The sequence below is a fragment of the Pseudomonas sp. 13B_2.1_Bac1 genome (assembly GCF_025466155.1).
Lineage (GTDB): Bacteria > Pseudomonadota > Gammaproteobacteria > Pseudomonadales > Pseudomonadaceae > Aquipseudomonas > Aquipseudomonas aylmerensis.
On the sequence record NZ_JANLOH010000089.1, the window covers coordinates 149,827 to 172,954 of the forward strand.

At 60.2% G+C, this 23,128-nt stretch carries 23 protein-coding genes; 11 read left to right on the plus strand and 12 right to left on the minus strand.

Annotated elements, in window-relative coordinates; translation table 11 throughout:
• The first annotated feature begins 21 nt into the window (after window positions 1-21).
• Genes NTD80_RS21020 through NTD80_RS21060 form a run of 9 tightly spaced genes read left to right on the plus strand, consistent with a single transcriptional unit; the run spans window position 22 to window position 9,190 of the window.
• Window positions 22-1,482 carry an FAD-dependent oxidoreductase gene (locus NTD80_RS21020; protein ID WP_262134831.1) on the plus strand — a complete coding sequence of 487 codons (1,461 nt, stop codon included), beginning with the start codon at window positions 22-24 and terminating at the stop codon, window positions 1,480-1,482.
• Window positions 1,479-2,453, plus strand: a complete 975-nt coding sequence (locus NTD80_RS21025; protein WP_262134833.1) for an ABC transporter permease — start codon at window positions 1,479-1,481, stop codon at window positions 2,451-2,453. Before NTD80_RS21020 ends, NTD80_RS21025 begins: the two co-directional genes overlap by 4 nt.
• Window positions 2,450-3,346: an ABC transporter permease gene (locus tag NTD80_RS21030; protein WP_262134834.1), complete on the plus strand. Its 897-nt coding sequence runs from the start codon at window positions 2,450-2,452 to the stop codon at window positions 3,344-3,346. The genes NTD80_RS21025 and NTD80_RS21030 overlap by 4 nt, the downstream gene beginning before the upstream one ends.
• Entirely contained in the window at window positions 3,343-4,341 is a 999-nt protein-coding gene (locus NTD80_RS21035) for an ABC transporter ATP-binding protein (RefSeq protein WP_262134835.1), read from the plus strand. Before NTD80_RS21030 ends, NTD80_RS21035 begins: the two co-directional genes overlap by 4 nt.
• Window positions 4,331-5,317 carry an ABC transporter ATP-binding protein gene (locus tag NTD80_RS21040; protein ID WP_262134836.1) on the plus strand — a complete coding sequence of 329 codons (987 nt, stop codon included), beginning with the start codon at window positions 4,331-4,333 and terminating at the stop codon, window positions 5,315-5,317. The genes NTD80_RS21035 and NTD80_RS21040 overlap by 11 nt, the downstream gene beginning before the upstream one ends.
• A 9-nt stretch (window positions 5,318-5,326) precedes the next feature.
• Window positions 5,327-6,892: an ABC transporter substrate-binding protein gene (locus tag NTD80_RS21045; RefSeq protein ID WP_262134837.1), complete on the plus strand. Its 1,566-nt coding sequence runs from the start codon at window positions 5,327-5,329 to the stop codon at window positions 6,890-6,892.
• Window positions 6,892-8,151: an acyl-CoA thioesterase/bile acid-CoA:amino acid N-acyltransferase family protein gene (locus tag NTD80_RS21050; RefSeq protein ID WP_262134838.1), complete on the plus strand. Its 1,260-nt coding sequence runs from the start codon at window positions 6,892-6,894 to the stop codon at window positions 8,149-8,151. Before NTD80_RS21045 ends, NTD80_RS21050 begins: the two co-directional genes overlap by 1 nt.
• Window positions 8,148-8,612, plus strand: coding sequence for a CMD domain-containing protein (locus NTD80_RS21055; protein WP_262134839.1), 465 nt, complete (start codon window positions 8,148-8,150; stop codon window positions 8,610-8,612). Before NTD80_RS21050 ends, NTD80_RS21055 begins: the two co-directional genes overlap by 4 nt.
• Window positions 8,609-9,190, plus strand: a complete 582-nt coding sequence (locus tag NTD80_RS21060; RefSeq protein ID WP_262134840.1) for a peroxidase-related enzyme — start codon at window positions 8,609-8,611, stop codon at window positions 9,188-9,190. The genes NTD80_RS21055 and NTD80_RS21060 overlap by 4 nt, the downstream gene beginning before the upstream one ends.
• Before the next feature lie 162 nt (window positions 9,191-9,352).
• Here NTD80_RS21060 and NTD80_RS21065 read toward each other — a convergent pair whose 3' ends face one another.
• The 12 genes from NTD80_RS21065 to NTD80_RS21120 all read right to left on the minus strand — a co-directional run bounded on the left by NTD80_RS21065 (window position 9,353) and on the right by NTD80_RS21120 (window position 19,378).
• Complete coding sequence (locus NTD80_RS21065) at window positions 9,353-9,514, minus strand: thiamine pyrophosphate-dependent enzyme (RefSeq protein WP_262134841.1); 162 nt, start codon at window positions 9,512-9,514, stop codon at window positions 9,353-9,355.
• Window positions 9,515-9,660: 146 nt separating this feature from the next.
• Window positions 9,661-11,628, minus strand: coding sequence for a DNA topoisomerase III (locus NTD80_RS21070; RefSeq protein ID WP_262134842.1), 1,968 nt, complete (start codon window positions 11,626-11,628; stop codon window positions 9,661-9,663).
• Window positions 11,629-11,851: 223 nt separating this feature from the next.
• Window positions 11,852-12,322, minus strand: a complete 471-nt coding sequence (locus NTD80_RS21075; protein ID WP_262134843.1) for a single-stranded DNA-binding protein — start codon at window positions 12,320-12,322, stop codon at window positions 11,852-11,854.
• A complete protein-coding gene (locus NTD80_RS21080; protein WP_262134844.1) occupies window positions 12,319-12,837 on the minus strand; it encodes a DUF3158 family protein in 519 nt (172 codons plus the stop codon). Before NTD80_RS21080 ends, NTD80_RS21075 begins: the two co-directional genes overlap by 4 nt.
• Window positions 12,834-13,589: a PFL_4669 family integrating conjugative element protein gene (locus NTD80_RS21085; protein ID WP_262134845.1), complete on the minus strand. Its 756-nt coding sequence runs from the start codon at window positions 13,587-13,589 to the stop codon at window positions 12,834-12,836. The genes NTD80_RS21080 and NTD80_RS21085 overlap by 4 nt, the downstream gene beginning before the upstream one ends.
• Before the next feature lie 236 nt (window positions 13,590-13,825).
• Window positions 13,826-15,016, minus strand: a complete 1,191-nt coding sequence (locus NTD80_RS21090; protein ID WP_262134846.1) for an STY4528 family pathogenicity island replication protein — start codon at window positions 15,014-15,016, stop codon at window positions 13,826-13,828.
• Entirely contained in the window at window positions 15,013-15,561 is a 549-nt protein-coding gene (locus tag NTD80_RS21095; protein ID WP_262134847.1) for a DUF2857 domain-containing protein, read from the minus strand. Before NTD80_RS21095 ends, NTD80_RS21090 begins: the two co-directional genes overlap by 4 nt.
• A complete protein-coding gene (locus tag NTD80_RS21100; protein WP_262134848.1) occupies window positions 15,558-17,144 on the minus strand; it encodes a ParB family protein in 1,587 nt (528 codons plus the stop codon). The genes NTD80_RS21095 and NTD80_RS21100 overlap by 4 nt, the downstream gene beginning before the upstream one ends.
• A gap of 14 nt (window positions 17,145-17,158) precedes the next feature.
• On the minus strand, window positions 17,159-17,368 hold the full coding sequence (locus NTD80_RS21105) for a hypothetical protein (RefSeq protein ID WP_007900988.1): 210 nt from the start codon (window positions 17,366-17,368) through the stop codon (window positions 17,159-17,161).
• Between the two features lie 85 nt (window positions 17,369-17,453).
• Window positions 17,454-18,296: a ParA family protein gene (locus NTD80_RS21110; protein ID WP_262134849.1), complete on the minus strand. Its 843-nt coding sequence runs from the start codon at window positions 18,294-18,296 to the stop codon at window positions 17,454-17,456.
• 4 nt (window positions 18,297-18,300) lie between these two features.
• Window positions 18,301-18,513 carry an AlpA family transcriptional regulator gene (locus NTD80_RS21115; protein ID WP_262134850.1) on the minus strand — a complete coding sequence of 71 codons (213 nt, stop codon included), beginning with the start codon at window positions 18,511-18,513 and terminating at the stop codon, window positions 18,301-18,303.
• Between the two features lie 109 nt (window positions 18,514-18,622).
• The gene (locus tag NTD80_RS21120; protein WP_262134851.1) at window positions 18,623-19,378 is read right to left on the minus strand and encodes a hypothetical protein; all 756 of its coding nucleotides are present in this window, start codon (window positions 19,376-19,378) and stop codon (window positions 18,623-18,625) included.
• A 534-nt stretch (window positions 19,379-19,912) separates the two neighbouring features.
• Here NTD80_RS21120 and NTD80_RS21125 point away from each other — a divergent pair.
• Window positions 19,913-21,184 (plus strand): aromatic ring-hydroxylating oxygenase subunit alpha, encoded by a 1,272-nt coding sequence (locus NTD80_RS21125; RefSeq protein WP_262134852.1) that lies wholly within the window; start codon window positions 19,913-19,915, stop codon window positions 21,182-21,184.
• An 89-nt stretch (window positions 21,185-21,273) separates the two neighbouring features.
• Window positions 21,274-23,103, plus strand: coding sequence for an asparagine synthase (glutamine-hydrolyzing) (asnB, locus tag NTD80_RS21130; RefSeq protein WP_262134854.1), 1,830 nt, complete (start codon window positions 21,274-21,276; stop codon window positions 23,101-23,103).
• The last annotated feature ends 25 nt before the right edge of the window (window positions 23,104-23,128 follow it).

Consider the following 23,128-nt stretch of genomic DNA (forward strand, 5'->3'; position numbering starts at 1 on the left):
ATTTGATCGAGAATTTAAACGATGCCGCACACCACCGCCTCTATCGGTCTACCCGCCCTCGAAGCGCGCCTGCGCGAGGACCTGGAGTGGCTCGATCTTCCCGCCCAGCCCTGGGTGAAACCGCGCCAGCTGGAGGGCCGGCCACTGCTCGAAGTGGCGGTGATCGGCGGCGGCATGGCGGGCATGGCGGTAGCTGCCGAACTGGGCCACCTGGGGGTGCGTGCGGTGGTGTTCGACCAGGCGCCGCAGGGTTTCGAAGGGCCATGGGCAACCACGGCGCGCATGGAGACGCTGCGCTCGCCTAAACAACTGAGCGGGCCGGCCCTGGGCCTGCCGGCGCTGACCTTCCGCGCCTGGTTCCAGGCGCAGTTCGGCTTGGCAGCCTGGGATGCGCTGGACAAGATCCCGCGTCTGCAATGGGCCGATTACCTGCGCTGGTATCGCCAGGTGCTGCGCCTGGATGTGCGTAATGAGCACCGTGTCACCCGTGTAGAACCCCTGGCCGATGGACGGGTGGCCTTGCACATTGAGGCCCAGGGCCAGGCGCAGGTTTTCTCGGCGCGGCACGTGGTGTTGGCCACCGGGCGTGACGGTCTGGGCGGCCCGTGGGTACCCGAGCTGGCGCGCCAGTTGCCACGCGAGTACTGGGCGCATTCGGCCGATGGTTTGCAGGACGCCTGGTTTGTCGGCAAGCGCGTCGCGGTGATCGGTGGCGGTGCTTCGGCGATGGACGCCGCGGGTACGGCGCTGGAAGCCGGTGCCCAGAGTGTCGACCTGTTGGTGCGGCGCAAGGATTTGCCGCGCATCAACAAGGGCAAGGGCGCCGGTAGCCCAGGCATGACCCACGGTTACTGGCGGCTGCCGGATGACTGGAAATGGAGCATCCGTCACTACCTGAACCTGCAACAGGTGCCGCCGCCCCATGGCAGCACCTTGCGGGTGTCACGCCACGCCAATGCACGCTTTCTGCTGAGCAGCCCCGTCGAGTCGGTGGCGGTTCAAGGCGACGGCAGCCTGTTGCTGCACACCCCCACGGCGCGGCTGAGCTACGACTTTCTGGTGTTCGCGACCGGGTTTCGCAGCAACCTCGACCTGCGCCCGGAGTTCTCACCGTTTGCGCCCCATATCAAGCTCTGGCGCGACCGCTTCAGCGCACCCGCCGGCCAGGAAGACCTGGAACTTTCGCAATTGCCGGACCTGGGTCCGCTGTTCGAATTCCAGCCGCGCACACCCGGCGCCTGCCCGGGTCTGGAGCGCGTGCATTGCTTCAGTTACCCGGCCGCGCTGACCTACGGTGGCGTGTCGGGAGACATCCCGGCCATCAGCGAAGGTGCCAAGCGCATGGCCCAGGGCCTGGCGGGGCAGTTGTTCAACGACGACGTCGCGCTGCACTTCGCAGCCATGCAAGCCTACGCCGAGCCGGAGCTGCAAGGTGATGAATGGCAGGTCGGCAGCCTGCGCGCCGAGGAGCGGCGCACATGACCGCATGGTTACTGCGGCGCGTGGGTCAGGCCGTGCTGGTGATGCTGCTGATGACCTTGATTGTGTTCGTCGGGCTCAACGCCATCGGGAACCCGGTGGACATTCTGATCGGCGAGGACCTGAACCAGGCCGAGCGCTTGCAAGCCATTGCGCGCCTGGGCCTGGACCAGCCGCTGTGGCAGCAATACCTCACGTTCCTCAACGGCGCGCTGCACGGCCACCTGGGCAAAAGTTTCGTGCATCACGAAGACGCCTTGCAGCTGATTCTGCAGCGTTTGCCGGCGACCTTCGAACTGGCCTTCAGCGCCTTGTTCATGGCGATTGTGATCGGCGTGCCCCTGGGCCTGTTTGCCGGGTTGTACCCCGATCACTTTGCCTCGCGCCTGATGATGACCGGCAGCATCGTCGGTTTCTCGCTGCCGTCGTTCTGGGTCGCGCTGATGCTGATCATGCTGTTCTCGGTGCACCTGGGCTGGCTGCCCGCCAGTGGTCGCGGGGCTACCCGAGAGTGGCTGGGCATTCAGTGGTCTTGGCTGACCCTGGACGGCTGGCAGCACTTGTTGCTGCCGGCGCTGAACCTGGCGTTGTTCAAAATCTCCCTGGTGCTGCGCCTGACCCGTGCCGGCGTGCGCGAAATCCTGCCCCAGGACTTCGTCAAGTTCGCCCGGGCCAAGGGCCTGTCACCGCTGCGAGTGACCCTTATGCATGTGTTGCGCAATACCTTGATCCCGCTGGTGACCGTGCTCGGCCTGGAGCTGGGCTCGACCATCGCCTACGCGGTGGTCACCGAAAGCATCTTTGCCTGGCCCGGCGCCGGCAAGCTGATCCTCGACAGCATCAACAGCCTCGACCGGCCGGTGGTGGTGGCGTACCTGATGGTGGTCGTGGTGATTTTCGTCACGCTTAACCTGCTGGTGGATGTGCTCTACCGCCTGCTTGATCCGCGCGTGCGCCTGGAAGGTGCGCAGTGAGCGTGCACACCCTGCAAGTGCAATCGCTGTGGCAACGTGGCGCGCTGGATTTTTTGCGTTCGCCCATGGCCATTATCGGCCTGTTGATCCTGGCGGTGATCGTGCTGGCGGCGTTGCTCGCGCCGTGGATTACCCCGCAGAACCCCTATGACCTGATGCAACTGGACGTGCTCGACGCACGCCTGGCCCCAGGCGCCACCAGCAGCGAAGGGCATTACACCTATTGGCTGGGCACCGACGGCCAGGGCCGCGATCTGTATTCGGCGATTGTCTACGGGCTGCGCATCAGCTTGCTCGTGGGTGTCGGTTCTGCGTTGATCGCAGCAGTGATCGGCACCTTGCTCGGGCTGATTTCGGCGTATGCCGGTGGTTGGGTCGATGCCTTGCTGATGCGCCTGGTGGACCTGCTGTTGTCGTTCCCCGGTATCCTCATGGCGCTGATGATCCTGGCCTGGCTGGGCAAAGGCGTGGGCAATGTAGTGCTGACCTTGGTGGTGCTGGAGTGGGCGTATTACGCGCGCACCGCCCGTGGCCAGGCGCTGGTGGAGAGCCGCCGCGAGTACGTCGAGGCGGCACGCGGCCAGGGCATCAGCCGCTGGCGCATTCTGGTCGGGCACATCCTGCCCAACTGCCTGCCGCCATTGATTGTGATCGGCGCGTTGCAGATCGCCCGCGCGATCACCCTGGAAGCGACCTTGTCGTTTCTGGGCCTGGGCGTGCCGATTACCGAGCCGTCCCTGGGCTTGCTGATTGCCAATGGCTTCCAGTTCATGCTCGGCGACGAGTACTGGATCAGTGTGTTTCCCGGCCTAGCCCTGCTGCTGACTATCGTCGCGATCAACCTGGTCGGTGATCGCCTGCGCGACGTGCTCAACCCGAGGTTGCAACGATGAAAGCGCTGGATAACGCGGTACTGCCAGCGACCCTCGAGGTGCGCAACCTGTCGACGTCTTTCCACACCCGCGATGGCATCCTGCCGGCGGTGCGCGACGTGTCCCTGCGCCTGCAACCGGGACGTATCCTGGGGCTGGTGGGGGAGTCGGGTTCGGGTAAATCCGTCACCGGGTTTTCCATCCTCGGGCTGGTGGATGCTCCGGGACGCATCAGCGGCGGCGAGATCCTGTTCCAGGGCCGTGACCTGACGCGCTTGCGTCCGGAACAGTTGCGCCAGTTGCAGGGCAACCGCATCGCGATGATCTTTCAAGACCCGATGATGACCCTCAACCCGGTGCTGCGCATCGACACGCAAATGATCGAGGCGGTGCGTGCCCACAACCCGATGAGTGCGCGGGAGGCGCGTCAGCATGCCTGCGACACGCTGGCATCGATGGGCATTGCCAGTCCCGGAGAACGACTGCGCGCCTACCCCCATCAATTGTCCGGTGGCATGCGCCAGCGGGTGGCGATTGCCATTGCGCTGCTGCATCGCCCTGACCTGATCATCGCCGATGAACCGACCACGGCGCTGGACGTGACCATCCAGGCGCAGATTCTCGGTGAAGTGCAGAAACTGGTGCGCGAGCAGGGCACCGCGCTGGTCTGGATCACCCATGACCTGTCGGTGGTCGCCGGCCTGGCCGACGATGTGGCGGTGATGTACGCCGGGCGCATTGTCGAGCAGGGCACTGTGGATGCGGTGCTCGACCGACCGCTGCACCCCTACACCCAAGGCCTGATCGACAGCCTGCCGAGTCGCAACCAGCGCGGCCAGCGGCTGCGGCAGATTCCGGGGATGGCCCCCGACCTGCTGTCGATGCCCGCCGGTTGTGCGTTCGCCGAGCGCTGCAGTCGCGTCAGCAGTGCCTGCATCGAGCAGCCGCCGGCCCTTGAAATCGAACCCGGACGCAGCGTGCGTTGTTTCCACCCTGGAGTTGCCCATGGCCAATGAATCCGTGCCGCTGATCGAGTTGCGACAGGTCAGCAAACAGTTTGGCCAGGCGCCCGGTGGCGTGATGCAGCGCCTGGGCCTGAGCCGCCCGCGGCCGCAGACCCGTGCGGTGGACAGCGTCGACCTGCGTATTGTGCGAGGCGAAGTGGTGGGGCTGGTGGGGGAGTCCGGCTGCGGCAAATCCACCTTGGGGCGCATGGTCGCCGGCCTGCTGCCCACCTCCAGCGGCAGTGTGACGGTGGACGGCCAGCCCATGCAGGCATTGGGCGCGGCGGAAAAGCTCAAGGTGCAGATGATCTTCCAGGACCCTTACGCCAGTCTTAACCCACGGCTGCGGGTCGACCGCATTGTCGGCGAAGGCGCGTTGCGCCAGGACCTCACCGACCGTGCCGGGTTTGACGACTATGTCAGCGCGCAGTTGCGCCGCGCCGGCCTCAGTCCCGAATTGCGCCAGCGTTATCCGCACCAGTTCAGCGGCGGACAGCGCCAGCGTATCGGTATCGCCCGCGCCCTGGCGGTGCAGCCGCAGTTGCTGGTGTGCGACGAGTCGGTGGCGGCGCTGGACGTGTCGATCCAGGCGCAGATCCTCAACCTGTTCATGGACCTGCGAGAACAGTTGGGGCTGACCTACCTGTTTATCAGCCATGACCTGGGCGTGGTCGAACACCTCTGCGACCGCGTGGTGGTGATGTACCTCGGACGGGTGGTGGAGTCGGCGACGGTGGACGAACTGTTCGCCCGCGCCAACCACCCCTACACCCAGGCGCTGTTGGCGCAGATTCCCAAGTTCGATTTGCGCCGCAGCCAGTACCAGGCGATTCGCGGCGAAATCCCCAGCCCCTTGAACCCGCCCACGGGCTGCCACTTTCACCCGCGTTGCCCGCATGCCACGGCGCGTTGCCGTGAAGAAATCCCGCTGCTCAGAGAAGTGTCACCCGACCACCTGAGCGCCTGCCACCTCAACCTTGCCTCTTAGGAATTTGCCATGAAGCCCTTGCTGCTGACGCTACTGACTGCCGCGCTGTTGACCGGCGCCCACGGGGCCACCGCCCAGCCCTTGCGCATTGCCTACGCCGACCCGGTGTCGTCGTTGGACCCGCAGTTGAACAACCACGCCGGTGACCGTTCCATCGCACTGCATGTGTGGGAATCCCTGCTGGACCGCCGCGACGACAAGAACCTGCCGGGCCTGGCCGAAAGCTGGACCGCGATTGACGCCAACACCTGGGAGTTCAAGATTCGCAAGGGCGTGAAATGGCAGGATGGCCAGCCCTTCACCGCCGATGACCTGGTGTTTTCCCTGGAGCGTGCGCGCAATGTGCCTGGCAGTGTCGCGCCGTATTCCAGCAGTTTGCGCACGGTCGAGTCGGTCAGCGCGCCAGACCCTTACACCCTGCGGGTCAAGACCGTGGTACCCAACCCGCTGCTGGTGCAGAACATCGACTCGGTCTACATCGTCAGCCGGCATATCGGCGCTAAATCCAGCACCGAGGACTACAACAGCGGCAAGGCGGTGATCGGCACCGGACCTTATCGGCTGGTGTCGTATGCCCAGGGCGACCGCACCCTGTTCGAGCGCAACAAGGACTACTGGGGCAAGCCGCCGCTGTGGGACACCGTGGACTATCGCTTCATCGCCAACCCGGCGAGCCGCACCGCCGCGTTGCTGGCCGGTGACGTCGATGTGATCGACAAGGTCTCGCCCCAGGACGTGAAGAAGCTGCAAGCCACGCCGAGCGTCAAGGTGTTTGCCTACCCAGGCCTGCGCGCGCTGTTGATCCAGCCGAGCTTCCGTCCGGGGCCGAATGAATTCGTGCGTGACAACCAGGGAAAACCGCTGGCAGAGAACCCGCTGCGCGATGTGCGGGTGCGTCAGGCGCTGTCGCTGGCGATCAACCGCAAGGCGATTGTCGAGCGCATCCTGCAGAACACCGTAACCGAGGCCAACCAGTGGATGCCTGCCAATACCTTTGGCTACAACCCAGAGGTCAAGGACATCCCCAACGACCCGACCCAGGCGAAAAAACTGCTCGCCGAAGCCGGCTATCCCGAAGGTTTCCAACTGACCGTGCACGTGCCCGGCGACCGCTACCCGCTGGCGCCGGAAACGATGCAGGCGGTGGCGCAGTTCTGGGCACGCATTGGCATCAAGGTCGATTTGCAGGTGGTGCCATGGTCGGTGTACGCCAGCCGCGCCAATAAAAACGAATACGCGGTCACGGTGATCGCCTGGGGCAATGGCACCGGCGAGGCCGGTTATGGCTTGCTGAATGTGCTGGCCAGTGCCGATGCCAGCAAGGGCGTGGGCTCGTCGAACTGGGGCCGCTACAGCAACCTGCAGGTGGATCAGGACCTGGAGCTGTCATCGGCCGAGTTCGATGAGGGCAAGCGCGAGGCGATCCTGCGTGACTCGGTCAAGCGTGTGAGCGACGACGTGGGCATCCTGCCGTTGTTCCACTACCAGAACATTTGGGCTGCACGCAAAGGTCTGCGTGTCGACCCGCTGGTGAGCGACCGCACCACCGCGTCGATGGTGACGGAGGAAAAGTGATGGCGCGCCTGGCAATCACCCCGCTGGATGGCCTGCTGGATGAGCCGCGCCACATCGTGGTTGATGGGCTGGCGCCGGGCGCGCAGGTGACCTTGACCAGTCGCACCCTGCGTGGCGGCGACCGCGCCTGGCACAGCGCGGCGACGTTTGTCGCCGACGCCCACGGGTGTGTGGACCTTGAGCGCGACGCGCCGGTGGCCGGTGATTATCGCGGCGTCTCGGCCATGGGCTTGCTGTGGAGCCAGCGGATCGAGCAGGGCCACAGCGCGGCGGTGTTTCCCGATACGGTGCTGGAACCGTTGCACACCCGTATCCAAGTCCAAGGCAGTGACCAGGCGTTGGTGCTGGTGCAGCGCCTTGCGGCTGTCGGTGTTACCCGGCGCGAGGTGCGCGAGGACGGCCTGGTGGGCACGCTGTTCCAGCCGCCCGGAGCGGTGCCGCACCCGGCGGTGATGGTGCTAAACGGTTCCGGTGGCGGCATCAACGAGGCGCGCGCCGCGCTGTATGCGTCGCGCGGTTACAGCGCGCTGGCCCTGGGGTATTTCAAGGCACCGGGGCTATCTGACTATATCTCCAATACCCCGTTGGAATACTTCGAGCAGGGTCTGGCGTGGATGCGTCGCGAACTGGCGCCGGTCGATGGCTTTATAGCCCTGAGTGGCCAATCCCGAGGCGGTGAACTGGTGCTGCTGTTGGCCAGCCTGTTTCCCGAGTCGGTATCGGCGGTGATCGGCTACGTGCCGAGTGCCTTGGTGCATGGCGGGCAGGCCGCCGCCGACCCGGCGGTGGGGCGCGACGGCCCGGCCTGGTTGTATCGCGGCCTGCCATTGGTGCACCTGTGGAACAACAATCGCCATGCATCGTGGGCCGCCCGTGATGCGGGGCTGCGCAATGTGCTGTCGATGAACACCGCCCTTGAGGATACGCACGCGGTGGAGCGGGCGCGCATTGCGGTGGAAAAGATTCGCGGCCCGGTGCTGACGTTGACCGCAGGCGACGACGCGGCGTGGCCGTCCAGCCGTTTCGGGCAGATGGTCAGCGAGCGCCTCATACAGTTCAACCACCCATGGCCGGTGCTGCAACGCGACTTTCCCCTGGCCGGCCACAGTATTTTGTTGCCCTACATTCCGACCACCTACAGCGATGACGGTCAGCCCGAGGCGAACGCCCAGGCCAACGAGCAGTCATGGCTGGCCGTGGTGGATTTTCTGCATGATGCGCTGGCCGAGCGCCGTGCACAGTTTAAGGAGTTGCAATGAACAGTCCCGTATTACCCGACCTGCTGACCCGGCTATTGCTCACCGAGCATAGCCCGGTACACGGCCTGCGCCAGGCGCGGGCCAAGGTCACAGACGCCACCGAAGGCAGCTACCAGGCGTTGTTTGCCGACGACTTGCCCGGCAGCCTGAGCCTTGAAGAACGCCTGTTGGTGGCTGAATACGCCTGCCAACTGACGCCGCAACCGGAGTTGGCGGCGCACTACCTTGAGCGCCTGCAAACCCTGGCACCGACCAAGGATTCGCCACGTCTGAAGGCCATCCTCGACTTCACCCGCACCTTGGTGCTGTCGCCCGTTGAAGGTGATCGCGAGGCGTTGACGCCGCTGCTCGACGCGGGCCTTGAGACGGTGGATGTGGTCACCCTCGGCCAGTTGATCGCGTTTATTTCCTATCAAGTGCGCCTGGCGAGCGGGCTGAAAGCGCTGGAGCAGTTGCAATGAGCGACCCCCTGGACATTCAAGGCTTCACCAACCGTAGCCTGGGCTGGAAAGCCTGGCTGCCGACGCTGGATCTGGCCCAGGCCAACCCCGCGCAAGTGGCGGTGTTGGAGGAGAGTCATCCCCAGGCCAAGGTCTCGGAGTATTACCTGACGCTGATCCACCAACCCGACGTGCTGCGCCAGCGTTCCCTGGCGTTCAACGCGATCATGTACGCACCGGGCGGGTTGTCACGGGCTGAGCGTGAGTTGGCCAGTGCGGTGGTGTCGCGCATCAACCAATGCGTGTACTGCGCTTCGGTGCATGCCCAGCGCTTTGAACAATTGGCCAAGCGCAATGACGTGATTGCCCAGGTGTTCGCCGACCCGCACAGCGCCGGCACCACGCCACGGGAACAGGGCATTGTGCAGTTCGCCATCGACCTCACCCTCAGCCCTGGCGAGATCAATGCCGCCTCATTGCTGGCCCTGCGCGAGCAAGGCCTGGATAACGGTGAGATCCTTGATCTGATCCATGCCATCGCGATTTTCGCCTGGGCCAATCGCTTGATGCTGAATCTGGGAGAGCCAGTATGGCCGTGAACGGCCTCACTAAAGGTTGCGGACACACCATGATAGTGTTGCATTACACTGTCGTGAAACAACAGCGCCAGGAGTTCTGGCTGCGTTTGCTGCAGGGCCGCCAGGCTGTCCGGGCGGGCGGTGAGGCAGCGCTTCAGCCAGCTTGAGGAACTCTGGGTTGTGCTAGTTGACGCCGATGGTGGGGATGTCGCGTCTGATCATGCTGGCGCGGGTCTGGGCCAGCCTGTCGTTGTTCCACAGGATCATTGCCATCGGCAGCTGTTGTTCCACCGCGGTGCCCAACTCTTGCACGGTGAACTGGAAGCCGCCGTCGCCGACCATCATCGCGCGCTCGGGGCGGTGATCCGGTGATCTAGTCGCCGATAACTGCTGGTCGCCGTTGGTGATGATTTCAAGGACTACAGCAGATAGTTCGGGAAGACGTCAAGGCAGAGAACTCACCGTTCTCATGATGATCGTCTCATGGCACATCATGAGCGACGCGTATCTTTACTGATTGACACAGTGCCCTTGCAGTCCGGGTAGTGGGAGCATGACCAGAACGCCCCTGATTTCCCCTTTCGCTTGAGCATTGAGGCGTTGCAAGTGGGACAGACAGGGCTGGTTTCGACAGGCATGGCTAAAGTCAGTGAACTGCAGTGTGCGACCAGTTGCGCTATCCAATTTGCCTGCTTGGCGACGAATGCATCCAGGGTCAGACGTCCCGCTTCAATTTCGTCCAGAGCCTGTTCCCAGACTGCGGTCATACCCGGATCTGCAACCGCTGTTGGTACCGCTTCGATCAGGGTATGGGCCGCCGCCGAGGCCATTAAGGCGCGTTTTTTCTTCAGCAAATAGCCGCGATCAATTAACCCCTTGATGATGCTGGCTCGCGTGGCTTCGGTACCGATACCGGTGGTGTCCAGAAGTTTCTGTTTCAGGCGTGGATCGGTGACCAACTTGGCCACATTTTTCATCGTCTTGATCAGATCGCCCTCAGTGAGAGGTTTGGGGGCGGTGGTGCGCTTGGACTTGAGTGCGACGTCGTCCACTGCGCACTGAGGACCTTGTTGCAAGACGGGTAAGACTTGGGACTTGTGATTGGGCTCACCCTCCTCGGTGTTTTCGTAGAGCAAGCCTTTCCAGCCCTGAACCAGGATCTGTTTGCCAACAGCGGTCAATCGCTCTGCGCCGCACTCCAGTTCGATCTGGGTCCGATCAAACTCATGGTGCGGAAGAAATTGCGCGAGGTAGTGGCTACGGATCAGTTCGTAGACTTGGCGCTCTTGTTCAGACATCCGCGCAAGGTTGGCCGACTCGGTGGTGGGGATGATGCCGTGGTGCGCGGTGACCTTGGCATCGTTCCATGCCCGTGAGCGCAGTGATCGATCGAGGCTTCCGAGTGCGTGCCGCAGTGCGGGATCTGTTTTGAGCAGGGCATCGAATACTGCGGGTACCTCGTCGAACATACTCGCTGGCAAATAACGGCAATCGCTGCGCGGGTAGGTGGTGGCTTTGTGGGTTTCATACAGGGCTTGGGCGATGTTTAGGGTTTCCTGAACGCCGAGCCCCAGCTTGCGCTCGCAGATTTCCTGCAGAGTACTCAGGTCGAAGGGCAGGGGCGGTGGTTCTCGGGAATGCTCAGTCTGCAGCGAGAGTACTGTGGCGGTCTTACTGCAAGAGATCGCTTGGACCGTTTGACTGGCAATCGCCTGCTGCAGACAACGACCGGCTTCATCTCGTCCTGAGTTGGGTGGTAACCACGATGCGATAAATGGTTGTCCCATAGAAGACAGGTACACATCCACTTCCCAGTAGGGCACGGAGACAAAGCTGGCAATCGCGCGATCCCGATCGACCACCAAGCGCAAAGTGGGTGTTTGGACGCGTCCAACCGACAGTACACCGTCGTAGCCCGCCCGCCGACCAAGAAGGGTAAACAAACGACTGAGGTTCATGCCGATCAGCCAGTCGGCGCGGCTACGGGCGAGGGCTGAGTGGTAGAGCGGGAAGGTCTCCTGACCAGACTTCAGCGAGGACAGTGCTTTGCGAATCGACGCGTCGTTGAGTGCGGACAGCCATAGGCGCTGAACAGGGCCTCGATACTTGCAGAGCTCCAGTAACTCGCGGGCAATCATTTCACCTTCGCGATCGGCGTCGGTGGCGATGACAACGGTGGCCGCTTCACTGAGCAGGCGTTTGATGATTTTGAACTGTGCCGCAGTCTTGGGTTTGACCTCGACCTGCCACTGCGCAGGAATGATCGGTAGATGATCCAGCGACCAACTCTTGAATTGTTCACCATAAGCTTCAGGCGGGGCTGTATCCAGCAGATGGCCGATACACCAGGTGACGGTTGTCTCTGTACCGATCAGGCAACCATCACCACGCCGAGTGGCTCCGAGAACCTTGGCGATGTCACGACCTTGGGACGGTTTCTCACAGAGGAAGAGGCGCATAGAACTGCTCCGGATTGAGTTCGGAGCAGCGTTGTTGGAAACCGCAGGTGAGGAATATGAGAAACCTGAATCGAAGGATCCTCATATTAGTCAGTCAAAGCAGCCAGGAATGGGCGAAGTTGTACCCCGTCGTATCCTGACGACAGTGTGCATATTCACGAGCAGAGAGAAAAAACGGCTCAGCAACTTCGCGCAAAGGCGCAATTTTTATGCCTGAAGTCTGTCAGTCCGTCGGTGGTTGCCCTCTGCGTTTTCTGGGTTTCGACGCAGGTGAACTGGCCTGTTCTGTACTTTTCCCGACGTGTGTCGCTGATGCCGCCGGTTCACTGGAGCGTTCCCGCGTGACCACGCTGTGCACCCGATGAGGCAGGATGCCGACGCGACGGGCCTCAATCTTGAAGGTCACCCGTGCGTTGTCTTCGCTATCCTCCCACTCATCACGCACGGTGCGGCCTTCGACCAGTACACGCATGCCTTTCTGGTACAGCGTGCTCCAGTGTTCAGCCTCGCGGTGCCAGAGCTCAACCGGCGCCCAATAGCCGCCTCGATCTTCATAGCTGCCTTCGCGTGGTACGGGGTTGTCGAAGTACACATTCAGCCGCAGTAAACGCCGTGGCTCATCATTGCCTGAGGCGAATTCTTGGAACTCTGGCGCACTGCCGATGTTGCCTTCGCCGACGAAAAAAGTACTCATCGTGATACCTCCACTGCAGTTGTGAACTGGCGCAGCAGCCGTTCGGCGCTGGCCGTTTTGATCGCGCAGGTTGTGGCCTGGCGATAGAGCGAATGCATCACACTCATCTGCAGGTTCAGAGCGATGCGATTGCATTCGAAACGGTACAATCCCTCGCGTACGACCTGCGGCAGGGCTTTGTTGCAGACCAGGTGTTCCCAGACAGCAACCCCCATGCGGGCGAAGTCACGGGTGCGCCAACGTAAAAAGGTGCTGCCAGCGCTGGTGTTCTGCAGCACCAATCGGATATCCAGCAGTGAGTAAGGAGGCTGTCCGGCCTGCTGCACCAAAGCCGCCATCAGGTGACATAACTGCGCCTCGATTTCCCTCGCCACCTGCGCCAGGTGCTCCAACTCTCCCTTACCCTTAAAGGGCTTTAAAAGGCCTTTTAGGGAGGCTGCGTGTTCGAGCTGTCGATAGGTATCTGGTGTCAACGCGTCGAAGGGCATTGGTTGAGCCGAGGTCAGGGGATTCATACTTCGTCCTCCGGCTCATCCACTGTCGCAGAGGGCTCTTCAGCGTCCTCTGCCAACGCGTCGACATCATCCACTGCCACAGCACTACGACGAATGATTGGCGGTGCAAACTGGGAGCGGCGATGACCCTCAAGAACGTCCATCGGGGGTAAACCCAGTTTCTCAATGGCCGCAATGGCCCGGGCGTTATTCGCCGCCATGTCATCACGCGTGACGCCGGCATGCCGATAGCGCTGTGCCTGACCGAACAGGCTCCGCAGCAGATGGGCGCCGTCGTCGATCCAGGCTTCCATGTCGATACGGCCGATCAGGGCGGTGTGATGGGCCAATAGGGTACGACGCACCAAGGTGTCGTAGTCGGTCAGGAGGTAGACCGCCAGAAAACCCAGCTGGCTGCCGATGTATAACGGCAAGGTGACGGGGTGGATGTTGAGGTTGTCGCCCATGTCGATCTGTGTCGGCAGGTCATGTCTGATCCGATCCAGCTGTTGGGTCAGTTCCCGCATCCCAGCCTTGGCCTGCATCAATTTTTCTTCGAGTTGCACCATGGCCCAGTCGGCATAGGGATCGTCCTGGGCCGCGGTTTGTTTGATCAGGTTGGTGACACTGATGTAGCCGGCCATACCCATGATCGAGTGGACGCCTTCACGTGCGGCTCGACCTTGCCAGATGCGGGCGGCATGGTGGGTGTGCAGGGTCAGGGTGATGCTGCTGCGCAATGAACCCAGATTGAGTTGATAGTGGTCGGCCACGGTGTTGCCCTCGCATTGGCTTGGACGGGAACGTTGCGACAGATGAGGGTCAAGGGCAGCCAAAAAGCTGAATGCGGTCTGTTCGGTTTGAGAGGGTTAATTCGGAGACGTTCGTGAGTGATGCCGGTGGCATGCGTTCCAGGGATGGCGATGGCTGTATCGGTCGGATTGCGCAGATTCGGCCCTTTGCGATCTCACATTAGAACTCAGTAGATTTGATGCCACTGGCATCAAATCTACTGACGTCCAGGGCGTTTTCCGCGCAGTTGGCGTAGCTCCTTCAGGCACGCTTGGGCGAGGGCGGAAGCGGGTTCGCCCTGTTTTTGGGACGGACGTGACGGTGCTGTGAAGGGCGTTTCTGCAATGGATGAGGGCGCTGTCTGACCTGCCCAAGGACGAAAATCGCCGTTCAGTGCGCGCTGGATCAGACCCATCAGATATGCCGCTGGCTTGCGGATACCTCCTGCCGTACAGCGTGCACCCGCTTCATTGAGCACCGCCTGACGATCCGCGGGTTTGAGCTTGTTTAGCGCCACGGCGACGGCCTGACGCTCGCTTAGACTCAGGTGCAGCGGATCGGGCCAGTGCAGGTTATCCATCGCCGGGGTCGCGCGCGGTATAGTACAAGTACTTTCTTTTAATACAGTACAGGCGGCGTTCGGATTCCGAACTGCGCCGGAAACATTGGCGTTTAGACCCGATTCGGAATCCGAACGAGGGCTTGCACGATTCCGAACGAGGTGATCTTCCCCCAGTTCGGAATCGTGCATAGTGGAATTGGTTGCCTGATCCAATCCTTGCTGCATCCAGTGTTCACCCCAGCTGTCGAGCCGCGTGGGTAGCTGACCTAAATCGATACGGGTGTCCTGTCGAATTTCTTCCAGCATATGCTGAGCGACAATGCGCACAGCCTTGGTCGCATGACCGAGGGCATGTCCGACCAGCGCCAGGTAATCCTGATCCAGTTCCAAGGCTTCGGCGGGGGTTAACGGCTCATCGTGCAGAACATATAGCGAACCTTGCAGGCGCCCGCTGAGTTGATCACGTCCGCGACTCACCAAACTGAGCCAGCGTGTCAACCTGAGCATCGTCAACACCCGAGCGATGGTTTCACGGGAGGCTGATGCACCGTAGGGCACGCTCGACAGGTAAGGCTGTAAATCCTCATAGCGCGGCGTGACCACGCCCTGGCCTTGCAGCATGAGTCGAAACACCTGCCAGGCATTCCGTTCCAATGGCGTCAGTCGATTATCCAACAGCAGCCGACGTGGCACGACTTCGTGAGATTGGCCACTGAACAAAAAGCCAGCCTGTAGGGCCTGGTTGGAGGGTTGTTCAGAGGTGGGGCGTGCGGGCCAGCGTTCACTCAGCTGCTGGGTGCATTGCTGCAGGACACGTTGCCAGCGATTGGAAGGTGCAGTGTTCATGTTCCGTTGCTGTACTGGTCGATCTGCTGCCACACGATGGTCAAGCTGATCTGTTGCTCCTCCGCCAGCATCATCATGGCGTCGAGCTGATCCCCGGTACCGTCATGAGCGCGCAGCTGACACCATCGCTGCCAGAGCGCATGTTCCTGCGCTTCACTCAAATTCTGAGGGCGGCCCTTACGGGTTTCTATCTTGAGCAGGCGCCGACGCAGGGCGGTTTCGGAGTGCGCCAGGCCGAAGCACTGATACATGATGGTGCTGCTGGCGCCGAGCTTGAGCGCTCGATTGATCAAGCGCTCGTTTTGCTCGTCGCGCTCGGCTTGTTCGATCAACCGGTGCAGCACCGGCGAGTCGATCTTGACCTCTACCCAGGGTACGTTGGCATGGGCTAGGCGTGACAGTGTGGTGGGCGGTAAGGATTTCAGCAAGTAGATGTCGTCTTCACCCAGTCCCAGTGCCTTGCAGCGCTGCAGGTTACCCTGGCGCAGCTCATGCAGCACCTGGGTCAGCATGGCCTGGTTGAGCACATTGAAGGACAGGTTCATGGCAGCTCCTTCGGTGACTCATTTTGAGGGGTAAGCGTTAGGTCGATCAGGCGACGGGCCAGGCGGATCAGCCGATACAGCTTGATGAGCAGCCCGTCGGGCAGTCGCTGCAGTCCCACGTCCACGGCGGGACTGTCTGGCAATGGGAGTTGATAGATCCCCAGCAGCAACTGGCCAAACAGCGCTGACGGCAGTTGCTTACGATCTTCCCAGTTGACCTCGTCTTGAGCGCGCAACAGGGCCAGGAGCAGTAGGTGAACGCCCGTCGCGCGAGGCGCTGAAAGATCCAGACGCTCGATGTTCAGGGCGAAGCCCAAGCCATCCTGCTGATCAATGATGCTCTCTGGATGTCCGGCATAGGCCGACATTTCCCGTGCCAGGGTGGCAATGGCGGATCGCAGTTGTTCGGGGCTATCTAGTGCTGGTGCGATGGTCCAAATGTCGTCGATCGCATAGGTGTCGACCGAAGATGCAGCGTCGGTAATAGTCTCGCGATCGATCTGTTCACGAATCTGTTGAACACGTGACGGAGCGCTGACTGCTGATATGGCATTCGTTTGAGGCGGTGTGAGCAGTTCCTCCTGCGCTGTTTCGATCTGGGACTTGGTCTTAGTTGATTTGGGATGAGGATCGGAGGAAAGAGGTCCTGCCGAGGCTTCATCAATGCTCGGCAGATGGATATTCTCCGAGAGCGCGGTGAGGGCAACGCCAGGCGTCGAGATGAGCCGTTGGGTGTCGCTCAACTCCAGGGCCAACATACGGTAGGACTGTCCGAGTAAGCGGCTCATTCGTTCGAGCAATTCATCCTGGATTTGTTCGAGATCGAAGGACTCGGGTTCTGCATCGAAATAGCCCAGGGTCTCGAGCCAGAAATCGACGAACGCAACGGGGACGGTTGGATATCTGTTCCAGGTTCGTTCTGCCTTGCTGCGTAGGCCGATCAGGCGTTCGATCTGGGGCCTGCCCAAACCGGCATACAGGGTTTGTGGAATGGCGGGCAACAAGTGTTCGAGGGTGTCGAGCATGCGGCTGATGTGCGACTGTGAAATAGGGTAACCCCCAGCGGCAAGACGTCGTGCCAGTTCACGTTGCGAGAGCACAGCTCCCTCTGCTTCGAGCATGGCTTTGAGTTTGGCCACCGCCAGAGCCCGTTCGATGAAGGTGAGTTGGCCGTGCAGATCGCTTTCGGCCAGATGGCCGAGTAGCGCGGTGATTTCATTGCTCCAAGGTCGGAACAGGCAATGAACGCGAAAGAAACGTTCGTCGCGGGTTTCCTGCCACAGCTCGCCGAGAATCGCCAAGCGCGTATTCCCGCCGTTGCGGATGATGAAGTAGGCTTCTCCCGGTCGACGGGTGATTGGCGGCGGCTGATCCAGCCCTCGTTCACGGATCGAGGCCTTGATATCGTCATAAAGCGGATTACGGATGAAACGCGGGTTATGTTCGTAGGGCCGCAACTGCTCCAGAGTGACCAGCATAGGTGTGTCAGTGAGTGGATCGGACAGCCGCTCCAGCGATGGGCCGCGAGGGAAGTGGCCTTGGTGCAGCTTATCGGTGATCTCCTCCTGACTGAGCTTCTTCATCGAAACATCCTCAGTTATCGCCGGTTGCGCAAATGGTCACCGACCTCGAACTTGACGATCTCGGCAGTCCCCGAACCTTCGAAGTGCCGGGAAAGTTCTGCGAGGAACCACCCCATGGCCGAGCGACCACCCTGCAGGCGAAAGACCACGGTGCAGTATTCCTCGCAAGGTGGGTGGTGTATTCGAATGGATGGTTGAACGATGATGGGAAGTTGATCCAACATCAAAAGACTCCTTGCCAAACGCGGTTGGCCTCAAGGTAGAACAAACACAATGACTGGGCGAGAAATGCCGGCTGAGCGATTCGTTTCATCGAATCGCCGCGTATCTGCTCACCGTAGAGATCGCTTCGCGCCATTCCGGAAATAACTCAATGGCCAGAGCTTGCAAGGTTTCCAGCGCTGATGGCGAGCGTCGTTGACGTGACTGGCGCGTCTCGATGCGGTGGACCGGTAGGCCGAGGGAGGCGGCGTTGAGGTACGCCACTCGGTCCGGAATTACGGTGTCTAGAACCGAGATGTTGTTAGCCCCAGCGAAGTTCTCGCGCAGGCCACGGATGATCATCCGGGTGTCCACTCGAATGGCATTCACCTGGTTCAATAGCAGTCGCAACGGTGGCTGTGGAATGCCCATGTGGCGGAAAGGTTCGAGTTCGCTCAGCAGCTTCAAAGTGCCGCGCTGCAGTTCGCGGGCGGCGAGCATTTCCGGCGTGATGGGAGAGAGAGCGAGGTCTGAGGCTAGTAAGGCCATCTCCAGCAGTACGCTGCGCGCGCCTTGGGTGTCGATCAAAAGCAGGTCGTAATTGGGGCGGAAGGCATGCAGCAGGTTACGCAGACGCAGTCGCCCATCAGGGGCATACAGCAGCAAGGTGCTCAGTCGGCCTTGATCGTCGTTGGAGAAGATTAGATCGAGCCCAGCAATCACTGTCTTGGAAATAATCAGTGCAGGCGTAGTTAGGTTGAGGGCGATAAGTTCATACGCACCTGCATTAGCCTTTTGGCTCAAGGCGTAATAGCTGGAGAGGGTAGGTTGGCTATCCAGATCGAGCAACAGAACGCGTTGGCCAGCATCTGCCAGCAGACCACCGAGGTTGGCGGCTACTGTGGTTTTACCCACGCCGCCTTTGGTGGAAACCACCGATATCACTCGCATGGCATCAGACCTGCTGACCTAAGCGCTCAACGACCCACTGCTCAATTTCCAGCGAGTCCCAGCCGACTGCGCGCAGTCCGATGCGTTTGGCTTGAGGGAATTTACCTTCCTTCATCAGGTTGTAGATGTGAGCCCGCTTGAAGCCAGTTTTCCGTTCGACTTCTTCACGCCGCATGATGTGACGTTCTGCTTGCAGCTGAAGTGCTTCAGTGGACATGTTGGTCACTCCTGGCGCCGATTGGCGCGTGATGGGAAGTGACCTGAATTGAATAGCAGAAAAGCGAAGGAGTCATTGCAATGCAAGAGGAGTGTTTGCACTGCAATGCTCAGCTTTTGGCCTTGGAAAGACTACGTCTGCCGGCCGCGAATTTTTCATCAAGTGAGCGCTTACTTAGTCCCACGACCTCGCCATAATGCGCGGTTATAGAGTCGACAATAGAAGTCTGGCTATCGAAGATCGAATGCTTTCTTCCAGACTGTGACGAACCAAGCATGATATTGACTAAGGCTCCGATTACGTTCAGAAAGCTGGCTTTGCTGTTTTCGCTGACTTGTTGTTTGTCCTCGGCGAGCATCCGAAGGCTTTCGCGCTCTAATCCAACCGCATTTAGCTCGCTAATCAGCGATTGAAGTTTGGCTTCTGTCACTTTTAGCTGCACCTGCAGGGCGTCACGATCTGCCTGTAAAATCAGATAGGTGCTGTAGTGAATTGTTTTCTGATTATATGCCGCTTGGTTAAAAAGAAACGATGGCCGCTGATCTGGATGATAGTGCAGTATCCACCGCTTTAGGTCCGAATGCCTTAAGGTCAGTAACCTGAAATCGACTGGAGTGCCTGGGGTAACCGTGACCCCAAAAGCTCCGTACGGAATCTCCTGATTTCGAATAGCATCTAGTATCTTACCTACGCAAGTGTGCAAGCATGGCCATTGGGGAAAGGCCTTTATGAGCAGGTCCGAGTTGTCCCAAGCTGATTCAATAATCTGTGCCTCATGAGCAATGAGATCACACCAGCGTATTGCCGCTTCGATGGGTCTGTAAAAAAGCTTTTCAATGGCAGTAAAATTATTAGGTTCGTACATAGCGGTAGCCTTCTACCCAAGGGCAGCTCGCTAGGGTCTGTCTAAATGTCTAACACGATGACATAGGCTTCCGTGCGGTTGCTGTCCAGTGTGTTTTTTGTGCATGTAAGTCGCGGCTTCGCAGCGTGAAGGATGTGTTTTTTACCCAACGCATACTCACTTGTGCACGTTCGTCAATCTCCGTTGGTTACTGAGCAAGTGACTTGAATCGGTATGGCGACAGCCCTAGTCAATTCCCATATCGACGTGCGGTCGCCCCATATTACTGTTTATGCCGTCGAGTGCCCTAGCTCCTATTGGTTTGATCTGGGGGGCGTGGGTGGGAGTAATGATTTTAATTATTGGTAAGTGTGAAGTCCCCCCTAATGAGTGAAATAAGGTTTGCTTTTTTTTAGTGCTGTTTTAGATCTATTTTTTTGGTGCTTATGTCGATTTTTTCGGTTATGAGCTAATGTTCAATCGTTATAGTGGCAGCCAATTTTGTTGTGCTAGGTTTTCAGTGGTTTTATCTGCACAGCAAAGGGAGGCCGCTACGTGAATGGATTTATAGAAACCGACAATCTTAGTTACTTTAAGGTTGATCGTCAGGCATATATTTCATCCGGGGTTTATCAGCAGGAGCTTTACGCGGTCTTCGATAAAAGTTGGCTATATTTGGCGCATGTAAGTGAACTGCCAGCTACCGGGGACTTTTTGACGCGTGATGTTGGTGGGCGCAATCTCATTTTTCAGCGCCAGGACAACGGTGAGCTTTGCGTATTCCTCAATGCTTGTTCGCACCGTGGTGCGCGAGTATGTTCCGAAATGCGCGGCAATACCCAGCGCTTCACTTGCCCGTACCATGGCTGGACGTATGACAGCCAGGGCGCGCTGGTCGGCCAGCCCGATCGGGCTGCTTACCAGTATCGCGGCCAGTGCGACCTTGACCTTTCACTGACCCGGGTGACCCATTCGGTTTACAAAGGTTTTGTGTTCATCCACTTTGCGCGCAAGCAGAACTCCCTTGAGGAATACCTGGGCCAAGCCGCCGATTACATCGACCTGATTCTCGACCAGTCCGAAGATTCGCTGGAAATCATTCCCGGTGCGTTCGATCATGCAATCCAGGCCAATTGGAAGCTACTGGCCGAGAACGGTGTGGATGCTTACCATCTGCCGTTCGCCCATAAGCGCTACCTCGAATACCTCAATACTCTGGGCACCGACCCCGCGTCGCATAAACGCACCGGCCAGGGGTTATCGCTGGGCAACGGCCACGGCTTGATCATGAGCGGTCCACCCTCCACTGGGCGCCCGATCGCTTATTGGAGCCCGCTGTTTCCCGACGCATTGAAAGCGCCGATCAATGCCAAATTCGAGCGCCTGGTGCAGCGCTTCGGCCAAGCACGTGCTGAGACCATCGCCCATACCAACAAGAGCCTGTTCATCTTTCCGAACCTGGTGATCAACGACATCCTGGGCTTGAACATCCGTACGTTTTTTCCCGTTTCCGCCACTCAGGTCAATTTGACGGTGTGGGGGGCTGGATTCAGCAACGAGAATCGCGAAGAGCGCGCAGCGCGGATTAATGGCCTGATTTCGTTTATCGGCCCCGGCGGTTTTGGCACACCTGACGATGTCGAGATTCTTGAATCCTGCCAGCGGGCCTATGCCCATAGTGCCTTGGGCTACAGCGATTTTTCCCGGGGCATGGGGCCTGGCACCCAACGGCATACCGATGAAGAACAGAACCGTAGTTTCTGGCGTGAATGGAGCCGACGCCTGGGGCAACAGATCCCGTTGCGGCAGCTGGCCATCGCCGTTTAACCCATCACTCTCATTGATACCTGGCAGATCCTCCACGCGCTGCAGCTTGGGCTACGTGGGGAATATCGGGCACCGCAAGGACATGTCTCATGTGCGGAATTGCCGGATGGACCGATTGGACCCAAGACCTGCGGCCACAGCACCAGGTCATCGAAAACATGACCCGAACCCTGGCGTTGCGCGGGCCGGACGCCGAAGGGGTTTGGACCGCACCTCACGCGCTGTTGGGGCATAGACGGCTGTCGATCATTGACCTGGCTCACGGCGCACAGCCCATGGCCGATGCCTTGGGCGAAGTGGCCTTGACCTACAGCGGCGAGGTCTACAACTTCCAGGCGCTGCGCGAGGAATTACAGGGTCTGGGCCAAGTCTTCAGCACGCAATCGGACACCGAAGTCGTGCTGCGCGCCTACCTGCAATGGGGGGAACTGGCGTTTGCCCGGCTGACCGGGATCTTTGCCTTTGCCCTCTGGGATGCGCGCGACGAAAGCCTGTGGCTGGTACGCGATCGCTTCGGGGTCAAGCCGTTGTATTTCTTTCCCACCGCCGCTGGCGTGTTGTTCGCCTCCGAGCCCAAGGCGATCCTTGCCCACCCTGAGGTACGGCCGGTACTCGATGCCAGCGGGGTGGCCGAGTTGTTCGCCCTGAGCACGGCACCCACACCAGGCCATGGGGTTTACCAAGGCTTTTATCAGCTTAAACCTGGGCATGCCTTGCGATTCGATGCCAAGGGGCGGCGTGACTTGGTTTACTGGGAATTAAAGGCTGGCGTGCACACCGACAGCCCGAGCGAAACCGCTCGGCATGTCACCACTCTGTTGCGCCAAGTGGTGGAGGAACAATTGGTGGCCGATGTGCCGCTGGGCAGCTTACTGTCCGGTGGCCTCGACTCCAGCGCCATCAGCGCCTATGCGGCCCAGGCCCGCCAACGTCATGGGCAGTCGTTGCCGACGTTCTCGGTGGACTTCACCAATGGCGGTGAAGGTTTTGCGCCAACTCCCTGGCAAAGCAGTTGGGACGAACCCTTCGCCCAGTTGGCGTCGGCTGCGCTTGGGACGCCCCACACCACCTTGGCCGTCGCCCCCGAGCAGGTGCTGGAACAGGAAGAGGCGGTGCTGCGAGCCCGCGACCTTCCGGGCTGGGGGGAACTGGACAGCTCGCTGTATCTGCTTTTCCAACAGGTGCGCCAGCACACAACCGTGGCGTTGTCCGGTGAGTCGGCGGACGAAGTGTTCGGCGGCTATCCGTTTTTCCATGATCAACAGGCCCTGGAGTATGCAGGCTTCCCCTGGCTCGCCAACAAGAGCGGCCTGTGGGAATTGCTGCGCCCAGAAGTCGCGGCGCGAGTAGCGCCCAAGGATTATGTGGCGCGGCGTTATCAGGAAGCGCTGGACGAAGTGCCGCGCCTGCCTGATGAAAGTCCCCAGGAGCGTCGTCAGCGTGAAGTGACTTACCTGGCACTGACCCGTTGGCTGCCGGCAATGCTCGATCGCAAGGACCGCATTAGTATGGCGGTGGGCCTGGAGGTGCGCGTACCGTTCTGTGACCACCGGCTGGTGGAGTATGTATGGAATGTGCCGTGGTCAATCAAGAGCGTGGCAGGGGAGGGCAAGACCCTGTTGCGTAACGCCGTGCGCAGTGAGTTGCCCGAAGCGATTGTCGAGCGCAAGAAAAGCGGCTTTCCCGCCAACCCCGACCCGCGCTATCTGGAGCTGTTGCGTAGTCAGGCGCGGCAACTGTTGATCGACGGAGACTCGCCAGTGTTCGAACTGCTAGACGCCCGCCGCGTCGGTGAGTTGATTGAACTCGGCCAGCCGCTGCCCAGCCCGCGAGCGTCCAGCAGCCCCACGGCGGGTTTGGCCTACCTATTGAACCTGGACCGCTGGCTGCGTCTGTACCAGGTTGACATCCGCCTGTAGCGCACCCTTTAACTGTCAGGGGAAA

Coding starts and splice junctions, on each gene's coding strand:
- NTD80_RS21060 (WP_262134840.1), top strand. CDS start 8,609: ATGAGCGACCCCCTGGACATTCAAGGCTTCACCAACCGTAGCCTGGGC.
- NTD80_RS21040 (WP_262134836.1), top strand. CDS start 4,331: ATGGCCAATGAATCCGTGCCGCTGATCGAGTTGCGACAGGTCAGCAAA.
- NTD80_RS21020 (WP_262134831.1), top strand. CDS start 22: ATGCCGCACACCACCGCCTCTATCGGTCTACCCGCCCTCGAAGCGCGC.
- NTD80_RS21055 (WP_262134839.1), top strand. CDS start 8,148: ATGAACAGTCCCGTATTACCCGACCTGCTGACCCGGCTATTGCTCACC.
- NTD80_RS21090 (WP_262134846.1), bottom strand. CDS start 15,016: ATGAACACTGCACCTTCCAATCGCTGGCAACGTGTCCTGCAGCAATGC.
- NTD80_RS21110 (WP_262134849.1), bottom strand. CDS start 18,296: ATGCGAGTGATATCGGTGGTTTCCACCAAAGGCGGCGTGGGTAAAACC.
- NTD80_RS21045 (WP_262134837.1), top strand. CDS start 5,327: ATGAAGCCCTTGCTGCTGACGCTACTGACTGCCGCGCTGTTGACCGGC.
- NTD80_RS21075 (WP_262134843.1), bottom strand. CDS start 12,322: ATGAGTACTTTTTTCGTCGGCGAAGGCAACATCGGCAGTGCGCCAGAG.
- NTD80_RS21120 (WP_262134851.1), bottom strand. CDS start 19,378: ATGTACGAACCTAATAATTTTACTGCCATTGAAAAGCTTTTTTACAGA.
- NTD80_RS21105 (WP_007900988.1), bottom strand. CDS start 17,368: ATGTTGGATCAACTTCCCATCATCGTTCAACCATCCATTCGAATACAC.
- NTD80_RS21115 (WP_262134850.1), bottom strand. CDS start 18,513: ATGTCCACTGAAGCACTTCAGCTGCAAGCAGAACGTCACATCATGCGG.
- NTD80_RS21070 (WP_262134842.1), bottom strand. CDS start 11,628: ATGCGCCTCTTCCTCTGTGAGAAACCGTCCCAAGGTCGTGACATCGCC.
- asnB (WP_262134854.1), top strand. CDS start 21,274: ATGTGCGGAATTGCCGGATGGACCGATTGGACCCAAGACCTGCGGCCA.
- NTD80_RS21050 (WP_262134838.1), top strand. CDS start 6,892: ATGGCGCGCCTGGCAATCACCCCGCTGGATGGCCTGCTGGATGAGCCG.
- NTD80_RS21095 (WP_262134847.1), bottom strand. CDS start 15,561: ATGAACCTGTCCTTCAATGTGCTCAACCAGGCCATGCTGACCCAGGTG.
- NTD80_RS21100 (WP_262134848.1), bottom strand. CDS start 17,144: ATGAAGAAGCTCAGTCAGGAGGAGATCACCGATAAGCTGCACCAAGGC.
- NTD80_RS21080 (WP_262134844.1), bottom strand. CDS start 12,837: ATGAATCCCCTGACCTCGGCTCAACCAATGCCCTTCGACGCGTTGACA.
- NTD80_RS21065 (WP_262134841.1), bottom strand. CDS start 9,514: ATGATGGTCGGCGACGGCGGCTTCCAGTTCACCGTGCAAGAGTTGGGC.
- NTD80_RS21025 (WP_262134833.1), top strand. CDS start 1,479: ATGACCGCATGGTTACTGCGGCGCGTGGGTCAGGCCGTGCTGGTGATG.
- NTD80_RS21035 (WP_262134835.1), top strand. CDS start 3,343: ATGAAAGCGCTGGATAACGCGGTACTGCCAGCGACCCTCGAGGTGCGC.